This is a genomic window from Marivita sp. (genome assembly GCF_051251565.1).
GTDB lineage: Bacteria > Pseudomonadota > Alphaproteobacteria > Rhodobacterales > Rhodobacteraceae > Marivita.
In genome coordinates, this window is the sequence record NZ_JBPOFB010000006.1 from 83,872 (window position 1) to 100,722 (window position 16,851).

The 16,851-nt window shown below is 58.1% G+C and carries 18 protein-coding genes; 10 read left to right on the top strand and 8 right to left on the bottom strand.

Translation table 11 applies throughout. The features are described 5' to 3' along the window. Window positions 1-5 precede the first annotated feature (5 nt). Window positions 6-881: a 3-hydroxybutyryl-CoA dehydrogenase gene (locus ACSHXH_RS10245; RefSeq protein WP_435671693.1), complete on the bottom strand. Its 876-nt coding sequence runs from the start codon at window positions 879-881 to the stop codon at window positions 6-8. Window positions 882-1,030: 149 nt separating this feature from the next. Here ACSHXH_RS10245 and ACSHXH_RS10250 point away from each other — a divergent pair, with 149 nt between their 5' ends. Beyond that, window positions 1,031-1,849, top strand: a complete 819-nt coding sequence (locus ACSHXH_RS10250; protein WP_435671694.1) for a DUF6473 family protein — start codon at window positions 1,031-1,033, stop codon at window positions 1,847-1,849. A 52-nt stretch (window positions 1,850-1,901) separates the two neighbouring features. Here the strand turns inward: ACSHXH_RS10250 and ACSHXH_RS10255 are convergent, their stop codons facing one another. The 5 genes from ACSHXH_RS10255 to ACSHXH_RS10275 form a co-directional block, all read right to left on the bottom strand. Further along, window positions 1,902-2,831, bottom strand: coding sequence for an electron transfer flavoprotein subunit alpha/FixB family protein (locus ACSHXH_RS10255; RefSeq protein ID WP_435671695.1), 930 nt, complete (start codon window positions 2,829-2,831; stop codon window positions 1,902-1,904). Then, entirely contained in the window at window positions 2,831-3,589 is a 759-nt protein-coding gene (locus ACSHXH_RS10260; RefSeq protein WP_435671696.1) for an electron transfer flavoprotein subunit beta/FixA family protein, read from the bottom strand. Before ACSHXH_RS10260 ends, ACSHXH_RS10255 begins: the two co-directional genes overlap by 1 nt. A 168-nt stretch (window positions 3,590-3,757) precedes the next feature. Beyond that, entirely contained in the window at window positions 3,758-4,879 is a 1,122-nt protein-coding gene (locus tag ACSHXH_RS10265) for a M48 family metallopeptidase (protein ID WP_435671697.1), read from the bottom strand. Next, window positions 4,876-6,135 carry a DUF898 family protein gene (locus tag ACSHXH_RS10270; RefSeq protein ID WP_435671698.1) on the bottom strand — a complete coding sequence of 420 codons (1,260 nt, stop codon included), beginning with the start codon at window positions 6,133-6,135 and terminating at the stop codon, window positions 4,876-4,878. The genes ACSHXH_RS10265 and ACSHXH_RS10270 overlap by 4 nt, the downstream gene beginning before the upstream one ends. Further along, entirely contained in the window at window positions 6,056-8,371 is a 2,316-nt protein-coding gene (locus ACSHXH_RS10275) for a DNA topoisomerase IV subunit A (RefSeq protein WP_435671699.1), read from the bottom strand. The genes ACSHXH_RS10270 and ACSHXH_RS10275 overlap by 80 nt, the downstream gene beginning before the upstream one ends. A 138-nt stretch (window positions 8,372-8,509) precedes the next feature. Here ACSHXH_RS10275 and ACSHXH_RS10280 point away from each other — a divergent pair, with 138 nt between their 5' ends. The 4 genes from ACSHXH_RS10280 (at window position 8,510) to ACSHXH_RS10295 (ending at window position 10,705) form a co-directional block, all read left to right on the top strand. Next, window positions 8,510-9,031, top strand: coding sequence for an SH3 domain-containing protein (locus tag ACSHXH_RS10280; protein ID WP_435671700.1), 522 nt, complete (start codon window positions 8,510-8,512; stop codon window positions 9,029-9,031). Window position 9,032: 1 nt separating this feature from the next. Then, window positions 9,033-9,860, top strand: coding sequence for an SDR family NAD(P)-dependent oxidoreductase (locus tag ACSHXH_RS10285; protein WP_435671701.1), 828 nt, complete (start codon window positions 9,033-9,035; stop codon window positions 9,858-9,860). Window positions 9,861-9,928: 68 nt separating this feature from the next. Beyond that, on the top strand, window positions 9,929-10,129 hold the full coding sequence (locus ACSHXH_RS10290) for a twin transmembrane helix small protein (protein ID WP_435671702.1): 201 nt from the start codon (window positions 9,929-9,931) through the stop codon (window positions 10,127-10,129). 3 nt (window positions 10,130-10,132) lie between these two features. Further along, the gene (locus tag ACSHXH_RS10295) at window positions 10,133-10,705 is read left to right on the top strand and encodes a cob(I)yrinic acid a,c-diamide adenosyltransferase (RefSeq protein ID WP_435671703.1); all 573 of its coding nucleotides are present in this window, start codon (window positions 10,133-10,135) and stop codon (window positions 10,703-10,705) included. A gap of 132 nt (window positions 10,706-10,837) precedes the next feature. On the opposite strand, the gene ACSHXH_RS10300 is transcribed toward ACSHXH_RS10295, so the two are convergent. Both ACSHXH_RS10300 and ACSHXH_RS10305 read right to left on the bottom strand, forming a co-directional pair. Further along, window positions 10,838-11,155, bottom strand: a complete 318-nt coding sequence (locus ACSHXH_RS10300) for a DUF1244 domain-containing protein (protein WP_435671704.1) — start codon at window positions 11,153-11,155, stop codon at window positions 10,838-10,840. A gap of 16 nt (window positions 11,156-11,171) precedes the next feature. After that, the gene (locus ACSHXH_RS10305) at window positions 11,172-11,909 is read right to left on the bottom strand and encodes an N-formylglutamate amidohydrolase (RefSeq protein ID WP_435671705.1); all 738 of its coding nucleotides are present in this window, start codon (window positions 11,907-11,909) and stop codon (window positions 11,172-11,174) included. A 182-nt stretch (window positions 11,910-12,091) separates the two neighbouring features. On the opposite strand from ACSHXH_RS10305, the gene pyk reads away from it, so the two are divergent. From pyk to rpmI, 5 genes are all read left to right on the top strand, one after another. After that, window positions 12,092-13,537: a pyruvate kinase gene (gene pyk, locus ACSHXH_RS10310; protein WP_435671706.1), complete on the top strand. Its 1,446-nt coding sequence runs from the start codon at window positions 12,092-12,094 to the stop codon at window positions 13,535-13,537. 34 nt (window positions 13,538-13,571) lie between these two features. Next, window positions 13,572-13,793: a hypothetical protein gene (locus ACSHXH_RS10315; RefSeq protein WP_435671707.1), complete on the top strand. Its 222-nt coding sequence runs from the start codon at window positions 13,572-13,574 to the stop codon at window positions 13,791-13,793. A 128-nt stretch (window positions 13,794-13,921) separates the two neighbouring features. Continuing rightward, window positions 13,922-15,643 (top strand): AMP-binding protein, encoded by a 1,722-nt coding sequence (locus tag ACSHXH_RS10320; RefSeq protein WP_435671708.1) that lies wholly within the window; start codon window positions 13,922-13,924, stop codon window positions 15,641-15,643. A gap of 5 nt (window positions 15,644-15,648) precedes the next feature. After that, on the top strand, window positions 15,649-16,530 hold the full coding sequence (locus ACSHXH_RS10325) for a bile acid:sodium symporter family protein (protein WP_435671709.1): 882 nt from the start codon (window positions 15,649-15,651) through the stop codon (window positions 16,528-16,530). Window positions 16,531-16,639: 109 nt separating this feature from the next. After that, on the top strand, window positions 16,640-16,840 hold the full coding sequence (rpmI, locus tag ACSHXH_RS10330) for a 50S ribosomal protein L35 (RefSeq protein ID WP_435671710.1): 201 nt from the start codon (window positions 16,640-16,642) through the stop codon (window positions 16,838-16,840). The last annotated feature ends 11 nt before the right edge of the window (window positions 16,841-16,851 follow it).

Sequence of the window (16,851 nt, forward strand, 5' to 3'; positions counted from 1 at the left end):
GCAGCTTAACGCGTCGGGACCGGGGTTTCGCCGCGATAATCATAGAAACCGCGCTGTGTTTTGCGGCCCAGCCATCCGGCTTCGACGTATTTGGTCAGCAACGGACAGGGGCGGTATTTTGTATCGGCAAGCCCATCATGCAGTACGTTCATGATCGCAAGGCAGGTGTCCAACCCGATGAAATCAGCCAATTCCAATGGGCCCATCGGGTGGTTCGCCCCCAGTTTCAATGACTGGTCGATCGAGTTAACGTTTCCCACCCCTTCATACAGCGTGTAGACAGCTTCGTTGATCATTGGCATCAGGATGCGATTGACAATAAAGGCAGGAAAATCTTCTGCTGACGCGGCCGTCTTGCCCAGTTTTTCCACCACGCCAAGGCAGGTGTCGTAGGTCGGGCGGTCGGTGGCGATGCCGCGGATCAGTTCGACCAGTTGCATCACCGGAACCGGGTTCATGAAGTGAAACCCCATGAATTTTTCAGGCCGATCTGTGCGACTTGCCAAACGGGTGATAGAAATGGACGAGGTGTTCGACGTCAGGATCGTATTGTCGCCAAGATGGGGCAGAAGGCCGTCAAAGATCTTTTGCTTGATCACTTCTTCCTCTGTTGCCGCCTCGATGATGAGGTCTGTTTGTGCAACCTGAGGCACGTCCCGTGTTGTGATGATGCGGGCCATTGCCTGATCCCGCGCGTCCTGTGTGATTTTTTCGCGGCTGACCTGCCGGTCCATATTCCGTTCAATCAGTTCAACGGCGCGTTTCAGCGTATCTGCATTGATATCGTTCAGAACAACATCATAGCCCGCAAGCGCCATAACATGAGCGATCCCGTTGCCCATCTGGCCTGCTCCGACCACGCCGATTGAATTGACCGTCATGCGCTTGCTCCGTCCGTTACGCGGCAACAATGGCTTGTGGGGAGGGGCGCTGCAAGGTGGATTGGAACGATCCATCGAAATTTAGCTTTAGCGATTTGGGAACCGAATCACGCCAGTCTCAATTCCGGGAAAAGAGAAGGGGTGAGGATATGCAGATTTCCTCTACGCGCGATCAAGTGATTGATTATGCGCCAAGTCGATATAATGCGTCACGCTTGTGGTTTCGCGGACCACGCAAAGCGTTGCGACCACCATACGTGGCTTGTCTTGGGGGCGGTGGTGTTTATGGCCGCTATGTGGAGCATCCATGGCCCGCGCTGCTGGAAGACAAAACCGCCCGTACTGTTGTCAATCTGGGCGTCGAAAATGCGGGTATCGACGCCTATCTGAATGATCCCGGTGCGCTTGTAACGGCGGCAAATGCGCAGGTCGTGATTATTCAGGTGACCTCTGGTCACAACACATCCAACCGGTATTATTCGGTCCATCCGCGCAGAAACGATCGCTTTCTCAAGGCGTCGGACAGCTTGAAATCGCTTTATCCTGAAATGGACTTCACCGAAGTACATTTCACGCGGCATCTGCTGTCGCGCTTGCAGGCCATTTGCCCTGAACGGTTTGATATGGTGGCCAAAGAGGCGCGTACCGCGTGGCAAGCGCGGATGCGCAACCTGATTTCGCAGATGAACGGCGCGGTTCACCTGCTTTGGTTCGCGCCGGTGCCTTTGCCAGAACACACCGCGACCGCGATGCACGCAGAGCCGCTGCTCACGCGGGACGTGATCCGCCCTTTGGCACCACATGTCAGGGCTCTGATCGAGGTTGTGCCAGAGCAGTGGCGCTGCGCCGAAGATGCTTTGGCGGTGCCGTCATTGGAACTGTCGCGGGCCGAACACCTGCCGGGGCGTGCCGCACATCACGATGTCGCGGTTGCGGTGGCGCGCGCAATTATCCCGGCGTTACAATAAAAAAACGGCGCGCCCGGTGAGGCGCGCTGCTTCAAATGCATTGTGATCACGGTTAGCCAAGCTTTTCTGTCAGCTCGGGCACCACGTCGAACAGGTCAGCAACAAGTCCGAAATCGGCGACTTGAAAAATCGGCGCTTCTTCGTCTTTGTTGATGGCGACAATGATCTTGCTGTCTTTCATCCCGGCGAGGTGCTGAATCGCACCCGAGATGCCAACGGCAATATACAGGTTCGGTGCCACGACTTTGCCGGTCTGACCCACCTGCCAGTCGTTTGGTGCAAAACCCGAATCGACTGCCGCACGCGATGCGCCAACGGCGGCACCAAGCGTGTCGGCCAGCTTTTCGATCATTGCAAAGTCGCTTTCCGACCCGACGCCGCGCCCGCCGGACACAACCACGCCCGCCGATGTCAACTCGGGGCGATCGCTTTCGGCAACCTTGTCTTCGATCCATTCGGACAGGCCCGGATTGTCGCCAGCCGCGATGGTTTCAACCACCGCGGAGCCGCCAAGCGGCGCGGCTTCAAACGTCGAGGTGCGGAACGAGATAACCTTGATCCCGTCCGAAGATTTCACGGTCTGGATCGCGTTGCCAGCATATATTGGACGTTCGAATGTGTCGGCGTCAACAACAGCCGTCACATCGGTCATGACCATCACATCCAGAAGTGCCGCAACGCGGGGCAGGATGTTTTTGGCGTCTGTTGTCGCGGGGGCGACGATGTGGGTGTAATCGCCTGCGATTGAGGCGATCAGCGCCGACACTGGCTCCGCAAGGCGGTGACCGTAAAGATCGTCCTCGGCCAGCAGAACCTTGGACACGCCTTCAATGGTTGCGGCTTCGTCAGCGGCGGCCTTGGCGGTGGCACCAGCAGCAAGAACAACAACGTCCCCCAGCGCTTTGGCGGCGGTAATGGTTTTGGCGGTGGCGTCCATCGCCAGCGCGCCGTCGGTGATTTCGGCAATCAGAAGAACGGCCATTATACAGCTCCCACTTCTTTGAGTTTCGCAACCAGCTCGTCGACCGATGCAACTTTGATACCTGCCGCCCGCTCTTCGGGTTCGGTGGTTTTCACGATCTTGAGGCGCGGTGTGACATCGACGCCGTAATCGGCGGCTGTCTTTTCATCCAAAGGCTTTTTCTTGGCCTTCATGATGTTGGGCAGAGACGCGTAACGCGGTTCATTGAGGCGCAGGTCCGTCGAAATGATCGCGGGCATCTTGACCTTGATGGTTTGCAAACCGCCGTCAACTTCGCGGGTGACAACGGCGCTGTCGCCGTCGATATCCACATTGTTGGCATACATCGCCTGCGACCAGCCCAAAAGCGCCGACAGCATTTGGCCTGTGGCGTTCATGTCATTGTCGATCGCCTGCTTGCCGCAAAGGACCAGCCCCGGCTCTTCTTCTTTGACGATGGCGGCAAGGATTTTTGCAACTGCCAGCGGTTCGATATCGGTATGCACGTCATCGGCGGCAATCACGAGGATCGCGCGATCTGCGCCCATGGCCAGTGCGGTGCGCAGGGTTTCCTGGCTTTGCTTCACACCAATGCTCACCGCGATGATTTCGTCGGCCTTACCCGCTTCTTTGAGGCGGATCGCCTCTTCGACAGCGATTTCGTCGAACGGGTTCATCGACATTTTGACATTGGCGAGATCGACACCGGATCCGTCCGCTTTGACACGAACCTTCACGTTATAGTCGATCACACGTTTGACAGGCACCAGGACCTTCATAAGCGCGTTCCTCTTATTGGGATCGCAGGGAAACTGCGATTCTGACAAGTCGTTCGGCCCAAGGGATACCGAACACTGGACAGGGGAAACAGGGCAAAATCGTCACGTTAGCGCCATCGGACGTCGCGTTTTCGAGTTATGCCCCAAACCCGTTGCTGTGATGCAGCATCAATCACAGATCGTTTTGAACGCCTGCCATTCCTCGTCTGTGAGGATCGGAACCGCATTGAATCTCTCTGGGGTCGCATCGCGGGCGGCTTGAATGCGGTCTCCCAGTGCGGGATGGCTAAGAAAATGTGCAACAAACGGGCTTGCGTCCCCACCAAGCTCTTGAAACCGCTCAAACATCAGCGCCAAGGCGGATGGCGCTATTTGTGCGTCAATCATCAGGGTATGGGCAAAGACATCGGCCTCTGCTTCGGCGCCTTGGCTGTAGTGTGCTTCGATCAGGCGTTCGGCCAACAACAGCACAGCGGCACCGCCTGCAAAATCCCCAAAGAGCAAACCCAGAACGCCAAGCGACCCGGCGGATCGCAGCGCGTGACGCGTTGGATCGCGGCTGATCACGTGACCAATTTCATGTGCAAAAACCGACGCCACTTCTTCGGGCGTTTCCGCGTGGTCGATCAGGCCACGAAAGAAAACGATGTAATTGCCGGGCAGGGCAAAGGCGTTGACCATCTCGTGGTCCAGAACCGAGACGGTCAAAGGCTGGCTTTCAGGCAGCGCGTCTTGCAGCCGGGCTTCCATCTTGGCAAGTGCTGCAATGCCGTCAGGGTTGGTGCAAACAGGCACGGGGTTGAGCCCGGTCTGGTCCAGTGCAGAGCGGATTTGATCAAACGTCACCTGACCCAATGCGCGTTCGCCTTCGGGTGGGATATACCGTGCCAGTTGGTTGGCCATGGCAGGCACAAGCACAAAAATGATCAACGCGACTGACGCCACCGCAGCCATCGCCCAAACCACAAGCGGCCCACGTTTGGCCACGGGCCGACGTTTGGTCCGGTTTGGCAGGCGCGGGGCAAGCGCGTGATCTGGCAGGTAAATCCGCTGCACGGGGTCATCGGCCCGCTGGATAACCATGTGATCCCCACCTGCCTGATCCGGTACTTCACGGATGTCCGTCAACGGCCAGCGCAATGGCTCGCCAGTGTCACTCACGCCGATCAACACGTGTGCGTCCTCGTCGATGCAAAGGGTGATCGGGGTCGGAATGGCGCGCGTGCCGTCGAAATAGGTGCCTGTGCTTGCAAAGGCTTCGGGCACGCGGCCAACACGCAAAACAGTCATAGCGAAGCCCCCACATCCAGCGCATCGGCGAACCCTTCTGCTTCGGCGAATTCATCGCGTGGGCGTTGCCTGATGTCGGACACCGCATCTTCGGAAGATAGGCTCAGGGTAGAGAAATAGTGCCGGATCACCGGCAGGGTCACAAATGCATTCGTAAAAGATGACCACAGCAGAAAGATCGAAAAATAAAGGAGCACGCTTGCACCGATGATGGCGTATCGGCCAAACCCTGCGACCGGCGCGATCATGCCGTCCAGATCCATCTCGGCCAATAGGTCAGCCGATTGCAGCATGACGATCAACCCGCCGAACATGGCGGCTGGAATGAGCACGGCGGCCGCGGCAAGCAAGGTTCCGAGAACATAAATCATCATCACCCGAAAGGGATTGGGCGACAGGCCAAGGGCCACACCGTTGATCGTCTTGGTGTCGGTCAAAAGGCGCAGGCTTTCAACCCGGTAATGGACCAAGCCGTAAACCCCGAGGAAACCCGCAATCACGCAAAAGCCTGCGCCAATGGCAAAGTTGTCCGAAAGGATCGCAGCGCCGCCCGCAAGGCCGACCAACAGGGCAACAAACAGCGGCTTCATCGCAGGATAAAGCATGGTCCACGTTCCGCCCTGAGCCATCCGGGCAGAGCCAAAAAACGTGCGGTCCACTTTGTATTTCTCAAGCCAGAATGTCATGCGCGGCATCAGCAAACCGGCGCTGAGGATCGTGATGATCCAATGCCCAACTGCGCGCCACGCATAGCCCCATGCACCCGGCTCCAGACCAAAGCGCAATCCGCGCCACCGGGTGCGCGCGAGAATATAGCGCCGCGCCCTGTATTGCGCAAAAAACCAAAGCGGGATCACCCCCACCAAACTGGCCGCATAGGCGGCGAAATTGTCCTGAAACAACGAGAAACTGGCAAACATCAGAACCAGATTCACGATCCCAATATAGAAGGCCAGTACGACCACCGCGAACAAAAACCCCAGCAGTTTCTCGATCGGGTCGCCGACATATTCCAATGGATGCCCGCCGGGTCGGATCGCAGACCAAAACCAGCGGCGCAACCGGGTCCGCATCCAGAAGCGGTAAAATCCCAGTGTCAGAACTGTCAGCAGACCAGTCTTGAGCGTCAGCCAGAAAAGCGCACCACGACCGCCGACCACATCAGTAGACAGCGCGTCAGGTAAAGCTGTTGTCTCTGGGGAAGCCGCGCGGGGCCATGCGCCCGGTTCCGGCGCGCTTTCCGGTCCATTCGGCAAGGTCTGCTTCGGTTCTGGTGCGTCCTGCCGGGTCGCGCCAGGAGAGGCCTTCTCCCAAGGTGAAGGTGGTTGCATCAGACAGGCCTCCGTCCTTGTATTTCTGAAGCCGAACGCCTTTCCCGCGCCCCATCTCGGGCAGCTCATCAAGAGCAAAGACAAGCACTTTACGGTTTTCACCGACAACAGCAACAGCATCGCCATGTACAGGTTTACACACAAGCGCCCGGACATCGCCGCGTACGTTCAACACCTGTTTGCCTGCACGGGTCTGGGCCACCACCTCGTTTTCGGGGACAATGAAACCGTCCCCGGCATTGGAGGCCACCAACAGCTTGCGATCGGGATGATGGATGAACAGGTCCACGATTGACGCCTCGTTCGGAAGATCGACCATCAGGCGCAAGGGTTCCCCCATACCGCGCCCACCGGGAAGGTTAGAGGCTGACAACGTATAAAAGCGGCCATTCGATCCGAACACCAGCAACCGGTCTGTGGTTTCTGCGTGGAAGATAAAGCGCGGCCCGTCGCCATCTTTGAACTTTAGCTCGCGGGTCAGATCGATATGACCCGTCATCGCGCGAATCCAGCCCATCTCGGAACAGACCACAGTGATCGGCTCGCGTTCGATCATCGCCTCGATAGGGAGGTCTTCCACCACGCCAGCTTCGGCAAAGGTCGTGCGCCGTTGGCCACCGGCATAGGATTTGCCAAAAGTCTTCTTGGTCTCGCGCAATTGGTCTGCAATGGCATCCCATTGCAAGTCGCCACTGTCCAAAAGGTCTTCAAGCCCCGCTCGTTCCGCCATCAGGCGGTCGCGTTCGGCCACAAGCTCCATCTCTTCGAGCTTGCGCAAAGACCGCAGACGCATGTTCAGGACCGCCTCGGTCTGGACCTCGGTAAGGCCCAGATCCTCGTCACCCCCAACCATCGGAGGTGGCACATAATCTGCCTCGTTCATCGCGCGCGGATGATCCTTGCCCCAATCCTCGCGCATCAGCGCGGCTTTGGGTTCGTCATCATAGCGGATGATGTCGATCACCCGGTCCAGATTGAGGAAAGCAACAATCAGGCCTTCCAGGACCTCAAGCCGGTGGTCGATCTTGTCCATCCGGTGCTGGCTGCGGCGGATCAGAACCTCGCGCCGGAAATCAAGGAAGGCGCGCAGCACCTCCTTCATCGAACAGACTTTGGGTGTCAGTCCATCAATCAGCACGTTCATGTTCAGGCTGAACCGCGTTTCGAGATCGGAATTGCGATAGAGCATGTTCATGAGAACATCTGGGTCCACGTTCTTGGATCGTGGTTCAAGGACCATGCGGATGTCGTCAGCGGATTCGTCGCGGATGTCTGCGAGGATCGGAACCTTCTTGGTCTGGATCACCTCGGCCAGCCGCTCGATCAACTTGGATTTCTGCACCTGATAGGGAATCTCGGTGACGATGATCTGCCATTGACCGCGCCCCAGGTCCTCGATCTCCCAGCGGCACCGCAGACGGATGGACCCGCGCCCAGTACGATAGGCTTGCGCGATGCTCTCGCGGTCTTCGACGATCACGCCGCCGGTGGGGAAATCTGGACCGGGCACATAGTTCAAAAGAGTATCGTCGCGCGCGTCGGGCATCTTGATCAGATGCAAACAGGCGTCGATCAGTTCCGAGATATTGTGCGGCGGGATATTCGTCGCCATGCCAACGGCAATACCTGATGACCCGTTGGCCAGAAGGTTCGGAAATTGCGCTGGCAGAACGATTGGCTCTTCCAGCGTGCCGTCATAGTTGGGCCGGTAATCAACCGCATTTTCGTTCAGCCCCTCAAGCAGGGCCTCGGCCACTACGGTCAGGCGCGCTTCGGTGTATCGCGCCGCAGCCGGGTTGTCGCCGTCGATATTGCCGAAATTGCCCTGCCCGTCGACAAGCGGATAGCGCACAGCGAAATCCTGCGCCAAGCGCGCCATCGCGTCATAGATCGCGGCATCGCCATGCGGGTGGTAATTGCCCATCACGTCGCCGCTGATCTTGGCGGATTTTCGGAACCCCCCAGTCGAACTGAGCCGCAATTCGCGCATGGCGTAAAGGATGCGCCGGTGCACAGGCTTGAGCCCGTCGCGCGCATCGGGCAGCGCGCGGTGCATGATCGTCGACAGCGCATAGGTCAGATACCGGTCGCCGATCGCACGGCGCAGCGGTTCCGAGAAATCGCGGGGGGGTATTTGGGGGGTGTCGACGTCATTGGCCATAGATGATGTGATACTCACCCCCTTTGAGGCCGTAAAGCAATTGCGGGAATATTTTTTCGCTTTCCCCTTCGGTGTCGAATGAGAATCGACGTATATCTTTCGATGAGTTAAGGGGTGCGTCCACCTTTGGGGGTTGTGATGAACAAGTATGTTGTGATCAGTTTCGTTGTTATGGGCGTGATGTTTTATGAATTGTCGGGCGGATCAGATTTCGAACCCGGTTCCAATTCGATTGTTGTGTTTGCAGACCCCAAACTTGTTGTGACCTCGCCCGAGGCGGCACCCGCCACCGTTGCACGCGACGCGACAAATGCGGCCGATTTGACAGAAATTGCCCCGGCACGCGCCCTGATCGAACCGGATGTACAAACGCCTGCGGTTGACCTGATTTCCAAAGAGGTCGAAGCGGCGGTGGTTGTCGCGGCATCCCTGACCGAAAATGTCCCGGCAGACGCGCAGCCAGACCTGCGTTTTGTCGACGGAGATCGCGTGAACATGCGCGGCGGTCCCGGCACCGGTTATGCTGTCGTTGGTCGGCTTGTGCGCAATGACATGGTTGAGATCATCATGGACGAAGGCAATGGCTGGTTGCATCTGCGTGACACAGCCACGGGCGATGAAGGCTGGATTGCGGATTTTCTTGTGACGGCGTCCAACTGACGTGACACCGCAAACCATTCTGATCACGGGCTGTTCTTCGGGAATAGGCCTCGACACAGCGCGCAGGCTCAAATCCCTTGGGTGGACCGTGTTTGCGTCGTGCCGCGCCGAAACAGATTGCACACGCCGCATCGAAGAGGGCTTCGCCGCCCCGCAGCTTGATTACGAAGACCCCGACAGCATTGCGCGCTGCGCCCAAGAGGTGCTGGCCCAAACCGGTGGCACGCTGGATGCGGTTTTCCACAACGGGGCTTACGCGCTTCCCGGTCCGATCGAAGATATTCCCGCCGATGGCATGCGCGCGCAGTTCGAAGCAAATTTCCTCGGCTGGCATGATCTGAACCGTCACCTGATCCCGGCCATGCGGGTGCAGGGCAGGGGGCGTATCCTGTTCAATTCCTCGGTTCTTGGGATCGTCGGGATGAAATATCGCGGCCCCTATGTTGCCACGAAATTCGCCCTCGAAGGCTATGCGGATGTTCTCAGGATGGAAATGGCCGAGACAGGCATTCAGGTTGTCTTGATCGAACCGGGTCCGATTGAGACCGATTTCCGCAAGAACGCGATCCAGCAATTCGAAAAATGGGTCGACTGGCAATCCTCTGCACGCCGCGCCCAATACGAAGCCTCCCTGCTGGACATGCTCAGAAAAGGCGGCAGTTCCGGTGTGCAATGGCCTGCGTCGGCTGTCACTGACGCGGTGGAAAAGGCATTGACCGCGCGTCGTGCAAAACCGCGCTACCGCGTCACGACGCCGACATATATGATGGCGTTGGCCAAACGTATTCTACCGACACGGGCGCTGGACTGGCTTTTGTCCAAAGCCTGACTTTTCATTCGCTTTGCGGCGCGGTACGGCTACATCCCCGGGAACACCAACCGAAGAAAGACCTCGCCATGATGCAAGACCCCCTCTTTATCGTTGCCGCCGTAGCCTGTTTGGCCGTGGTGGCTGTGCTGTTTTTTGGCATCGGGAGCTTCGCCAAAGGTGGTGAGTTCAACAAAAAATATGCCAACAAGGCAATGCGTTGGCGGATCATCGCACAATTCGTGGCTGTGATCCTGATCTTGCTTTTTGTCTGGCTGCGAGGGGAATAAACGATGGTTGTTCTGAACAAAATTTACACGAAAACCGGTGATGATGGCGAAACCGCGCTGGGCAACGGTGCGCGGGTGGCCAAGCATTCAATGCGCGTCACCGCGTATGGCACGGTAGACGAACTGAACGCCATTGTCGGGTTGGCGCGGTTGCAGGCCGAAGGCGATCTCGACATGCAATTGTCGCGTATTCAAAATGACCTTTTCGATCTGGGTGCCGATCTGTGCCGTCCCGACATGGAAAAAGACGCCGACGCCGAATACCAACCCTTGCGGATCGTGAATTCGCAGGTGGACCGGCTCGAATCCGAGATTGATGCGATGAACGTCAAACTTGAACCCTTGCGCAGCTTTATCCTGCCGGGTGGGTCGGCGCTCTCGGCTGCTCTGCACCAATGTCGGACCGTGGCGCGCCGCGCTGAGCGTCTGACGGTCGAACTGGCGACGATGGAAAGCGTGAATCCGTCGGCGGTCAAATACCTCAACCGCCTGAGCGATTGGTTCTTCGTGTCTGCCCGCGTGGCCAATGACGATGGCAAAGCTGACGTTCTGTGGGTGCCGGGCGCAAACCGTTAACTTGCGCACCGTTTATACCTTTTTAGTTTGAAAATACCCCGGGAGTGTGAGGGCAAAGCCCTCACGCCCGCCACCGGCGGGCAGGCCCGGTTCACTGGCAGGCAAGATGCGTAACCACGTCGTACCCCAGCGTTAGCCGTCTTTGTCGGTCACGTTTTCCTTGAACGCGACCTGAAACGCGTCTTGTTGCGCATCACTGGCCTCGGTCTGATGCAGGGCTTTCCATTCCGACATTGGCATCCCGTAAAACACCTCGCGCCCGGTGTCCTTGTCCATCTCGATACCGCGTTCATTCGCGGCTTCCTGATACCAACGGCTCAGACAGTTGCGGCAAAACCCAGTCAGGTTCATCATGTCAATGTTTTGCACATCGGGTCGGTCTTCAATCAGATGTTGACGCATTCTACGGAACGCGGCGGCTTCGATCTCAAGCTGTGTTTGGGGGTCCATGTCGATCTCCTTTGGATCACTCTGTCGTCTGGGCCAGGGCGGCTTTCAGCATTGGGGCCAGTCGCGCGCCCCAGGCTGCTTGCGCCGCGTCGGTCTCGATAAGGTCGTTGCGCAGTTCGATAAGTGTGTTCAGCCGCCCATGATGCAAGGCATGACGGTCAATTGCATCGCCCGGCAAATGGCCGGGATAGGGCTCGTTTCGGCCAACCACCAGATCGGGTTGGGCCTCTAGCTCGGTGATCAGCGGATCAGACAGACGGCGGTCACAGGCGTGCAGAATGCCTACATGCCAAGGGCGGCTGGGCCTCGCGCGTAATTGCTTTGTGAAAGAGTGCACCGCCACGATCACCGTGTCGTTCCGGCGCGCGGCCAGACGCTCCAGCGCGGCATGATAGGGGCGGTGATAAGCGTTCAGCCTGCGCTCTTTCTCGGCCGCGTTGGCGTGTCGGTTTGCTGGAATCACTGAACCATCATAGAGCCGCATCAACAGGGTGGGATCGTCCTCGCCCCGGTTCGGATCAATCACCAGCCTTGAGAAATTCGACAGGATCGCAGGTGCTCTCAACGCATCGGCAAGCGCGCGGGTGACACCCGCCGCGCCCGGATCAAAAGCAATGTGCCGCGACATGTCGGCGTCAGAAAGGCCAAGCGTGCCGCCAAGATCGGGGGGAACCGTGTTTGCCGCGTGATCGCAGGTGATGAGCCAGCGCGATGCACGTTCTTCCCCATGAATGAAATATGGATGGTATGTCATAGGTGTGTGATCTCCCGGGCGCATCAGATAGTGGAGTTGCGCTGGAAAGTGAAATGGGCAATAACCCAAGCAATTCGTTAGCGGTAACATGGCCCAATTGTCTTGCTGCTACGAGATGGAACAGGGCAGCGCCGGACAGATGCGCCCGTCGCCCACAATTAAGCTGAAGGACTGGTTTTCGAATGAGACGTATGCGGAGTGTGAAAATCGTGGCCACCCTTGGGCCGGCATCGACCACCTATGAGATGATCCGTGCCCTGCACGAAGCAGGTGCCGATGTGTTCCGCCTCAATATGAGCCATGGCAGCCATGGTGAGATTGCTGAACGTCACGCCATCATTCGACAGGTCGAAAAAGATTGCGACAGCACCATCGGCATTCTGGCTGATCTGCAAGGCCCGAAACTTCGGGTTGGCGTGTTTGCAAACGGCGAAGAAGAGCTGGTGGACGGGGCGCAGTTCCGTATGGATCTTCTGGACCAAGAGGGCACCGCACAACGCGTGACGCTGCCCCACCCCGAGATCTTCGCAGCCCTGGAGCCGGGCGCGCATTTGCTTGTGAACGATGGGAAAATCCGTCTCAAGGTCGATGCGTGCGGTGCCGATTTTGCGGATTGCACCGTCATCGCCGGTGGCACAATTTCCAACCGCAAGGGGGTGAACGTACCCGATGTTGTGCTGCCGCTGGCGGCCCTTTCCGAAAAGGATCGCGGCGATCTTGAATTCGTCTGTGACCTGGGTGTTGATTGGCTCGCATTAAGTTTTGTGCAGCGCCCCGAGGACGTATTGGAAGCGCGCGAACTCTGCCGGGGTCGCGCGGCTATCCTGTCGAAGATCGAAAAGCCTGCGGGCGTCAAAGCCTTTGAAGAGATCCTCGAAGTTTCTGACGGTATCATGGTTGCCCGTGGCGATCTTGGTGTGGAATTGCCGGTGCAGAATGTGCCCCCGATCCAGAAACGTCTGATCCGCCGCTGCCGCGCTGCGGCCAAGCCGGTGATCGTGGCCACGCAGATGCTCGAATCGATGATCGAATCCCCGATGCCGACCCGCGCCGAAGTCTCGGATGTGGCCACGGCGATCTACGAAGGGTCTGACGCGATCATGCTCAGCGCGGAATCCGCTGCTGGTGATTATCCAATCGAAGCCGTGACCACGATGAACAACGTAGCCATCGAGGTGGAAAGCGATCCGACCTATACCGAGATCATGGAAGCCTCGCGCGTGGCCAAACGGCAGACCGTGGCTGATGGCATCGTCGCCGCCGCCCGCGAGATTGCCGAGACAACGAATATCAAGGCGATCTGCTGCTACACCTCGTCAGGCACAACGGCGCTGTTGACCGCACGGGAACGTCCGCGCGTACCGATTATCGCCATGACCAATTCTGTGCGCACAGCGCGCAGGCTTGCCCTGACCTGGGGCACGGAATGTGTGATCACGGGCGAACTTGAACGCTTTAAGCAAGCCGTTGTGAACGCGGCACGCGCGGCGCGGGCTGGCGGTTATGCCGGAGCGACGGACCAGATCCTCGTGACCGCAGGTGTTCCGTTCAACACGCCGGGAACAACGAACATTCTCCGGGTTGCCCCGTGTGACGAACGTTTGATCTACAACACCGATCCAGAGTAACGTCCGGCTGGTATAACCAGTGGGAGAGGGTGCAATGGACCCGGATACTCTTTTTGTGATTGGCCTCGGGCTTGGTGTCTTGTCCATTCCGGCGGTGGTGTCTTCGATCTCCAAGGGGGAACGTCCACGAATTGCGACGATCACCCTTATGATCGCGGGCGCGATGCTGGTTTGGGCGATGTCCAACAAACCCGGTGGGTATTCGATTGAAGCCATCCCGTCGATTGTGGCGCGGGTGATGCGTGGGTTCACCTGACAGCCGGGTTGTGCGCTTGTGACGTTCGGGCACTATAGATCAAACCGTCATATCGCTTTAGCCTCTCGCAAATGGAGACCATGTGGCCGTAACATCGTGCCACATGGTGAGGAATGGGGAGGATGGACATGACACGCGAAGCGCGTCCGTGGACGGCTTTTTACGGGCCAAATGTCCGCAAGGATATCGATACTGCATCCTATCGCACGCTTGCGGATCTGATCCGCTCGGTGTCGGGAACTTATGGCGCGGCACCGGCCTTTACGACCTGCCTGCCCAACGGCATGAATGGCACGCTGAGTTTTCAGCAGGTTGACGAGATGTCGGATGTCTTTGCCGTCTACCTGCGCGAAGTGGCCGGGTTGGAGCAGGGGGATCGTGTCGCGCTCCAGATGCCCAATTGCCTGACCTTTCCAGTCGCGGCCTTTGGTATTCTCAAGGCCGGCTGCATCCTTGTGAACGTCAATCCACTTTATACTGCGGATGAAATGGCCAAGCAGTTCGCCGATGCCAAGCCACATGCGCTGGTCATCATCGATATGTTCGCCGACAAGATCCCGGCGGCCACCCAAGGCCATCCGATCCCGAACATCATTGTCACCCGCGTCGCCGAATTCCTGCCCGTCTTGCCACGCGGTATTGTCGGCTTGGTGCAAAAGCACTGGGACAAGTCCGTAAAACCGATTGATGTGGCCCATATCCGGTTCCCCGATGCGCTGGCGGCGGGGCGGGATCACATGACCCGCGAACAGATCGCGCCGGATGTCTATTCGCAAACCGTCGATGCCAATGACGTGGCGTGCCTGCAATATACCGGGGGCACGACGGGGGTGGCCAAGGGTGCGATGCTGACCCATGCCAACCTGATCCTGAATATGGAACAGACGATGGAGATGCTGGAAGGCGTCGAAAAGGGCGAGGAAATCGCCCTAACCGCGCTGCCGCTGTATCACATCTTTGCCTTCACGGTGAACATGCTCGCTTTTTATTGGCTGGGCGCGCGCAACGTCCTGATCCCGAACCCCCGGCCCCTGTCAAACCTGAAACGCGCCTTCGAGAATTACAAGATCACGTGGATGAGCGGGGTCAACACGCTGTTCAACGGTTTGACCAACGAGGTCTGGTTCACCGACAGCCCGCCCAAGTACCTCAAGTTCTCGTCCGCAGGCGGCATGGCACTTCAGGCGGCGGTCGCCCAGAAATGGGAGGGCGTGACCGGCAAGCCGGTGCTGCAAGGCTACGGGCTGACCGAAACGTCGCCGGTCCTGACCTTCAATCCGCTTGGCAAGACACGGGATGGGTCCATTGGTATCCCGGTGCCCGGCACCGACATCGCCTGTTTCGATGAGGCCGGAGCACCGGTACCACAAGGCGAAACCGGTGAGATTGCAGCCAAGGGCCCGCAGATCATGGCCGGGTACTGGAACAAACCGGGCGAAACCGAAGGCGCGTTGCGGGATGGCTGGTTCCTGACCGGCGATATCGGCGTGATGGATGCCGACGGCTATTTCCGCATTGTGGACCGCAAAAAGGACATGGTGGTCGTCTCTGGCTTCAACGTCTATCCCAACGAGGTAGAGGACTGTTTGGCGTTGCATCCGGGCATTCTGGAATCGGCGGTGATCGGCGTGCCCGATGATGCCTCTGGTGAGGCGGTCAAGGCGTTCGTGGTCAAGCGCGACAGCGGGCTGTCCGAGGCCGACATCCGTGCCCATTGCAAACAACATCTGACCGCATACAAAGTGCCGAGGAGTGTTGAATTCCGCGACGAGCTGCCGAAATCCAATGTCGGTAAAATCCTCAGAAAAGACCTGCGCGCCCAAGAGCTGGCCCGCATCGCAGCGGAGTAAGCCCGATGGTCGGAGCATTCGAACAGGCGCTGCTGGCGCTCATGATCTTTGTCATCATGCTGGGTATGGGGGCATCGCTCACGCCGCGTGATTTCTACCTTGCCCTGCGGCGCCCCTATGGCCTCGCCATCGGGGTGATCTCGCAATACGGGTTCATGCCGTTTATCGGCTTTCTGCTGGCAACCTTCCTTGTGGTGCCCGAAACCATTGCGCTGGGTATCCTCATCATGGCCTGTATGCCGGGTGGAACCACATCCAACATCTTTACCTATTTCTCAAAGGGCAATCTGGCACTTTCGGTGCTGATGACAGTGACATCAACGGTGACGGGCGTCCTGATGATCCCTCTGGTTCTGGTGTTCTATGCCTCAGCGCTCGATCTTGAAATCCCGCGCGAGAACATCATCGCAACGCTGGTTCTGTTGCTGGTGCCTGTCGCCATCGGAATGGTTCTGCGCAAGATCAGCGCGAATGTGGGCGCTGTGACCGAATTTTTCGGCTCAGCCTTGGCGCTGTTTTTTATCCTGTTCCTCATGGTCAGCTGGATTCCCCGCAATTGGCAATTCCTGTTGGAGACCACACCCAACACTTATATCGCCTCGATCGGACTTGGCGTGTTTGGCATCACCATCGGATATCTGTTTGCCCGCGCCCTGCGCCTGCACCCGCGCAACGCGCGCACCGTGGCGCTTGAAACAGGTATCCAGAACGGACCGCTTGCCATTGCCATAATCGTCTTCACCTTTCAGGGGACCGAGGCGCAGGCGATCATGGCGGTTCCGGTGCTCTATTCGCTGTTCATTGTGATCGTATCAACCTGCGTGACCTTTATCTTCCGGCGCGCAAATACGGCAGCGGAGCAGAAAATCCCCGACAGCCTGCTCTGAAACAGTTGCATTGCCCCCAAACCGCGCATATACGGCGCGCTCTACCCGCGGGACCGGTCGAAATGGCATACCGAGTCGCGCGTTCACCGACCTATCTAAGGAGACGGAAATGCCGAAGATGAAGACAAAGTCGAGCTGCAAAAAGCGGTTCAAGATCACGGCCACCGGCCGGATCAAAGCAGGTCAAGCTGGCAAACGCCACGGCATGATCAAGCGCACAACCAAGTTCATCCGCGACGCGCGCGGAACCACCACGCTGGCAAAGGCTGATGAGAAAATCATCAAGCCGATGATGCCCTACGCGCGCTAAGGAGGAATTGA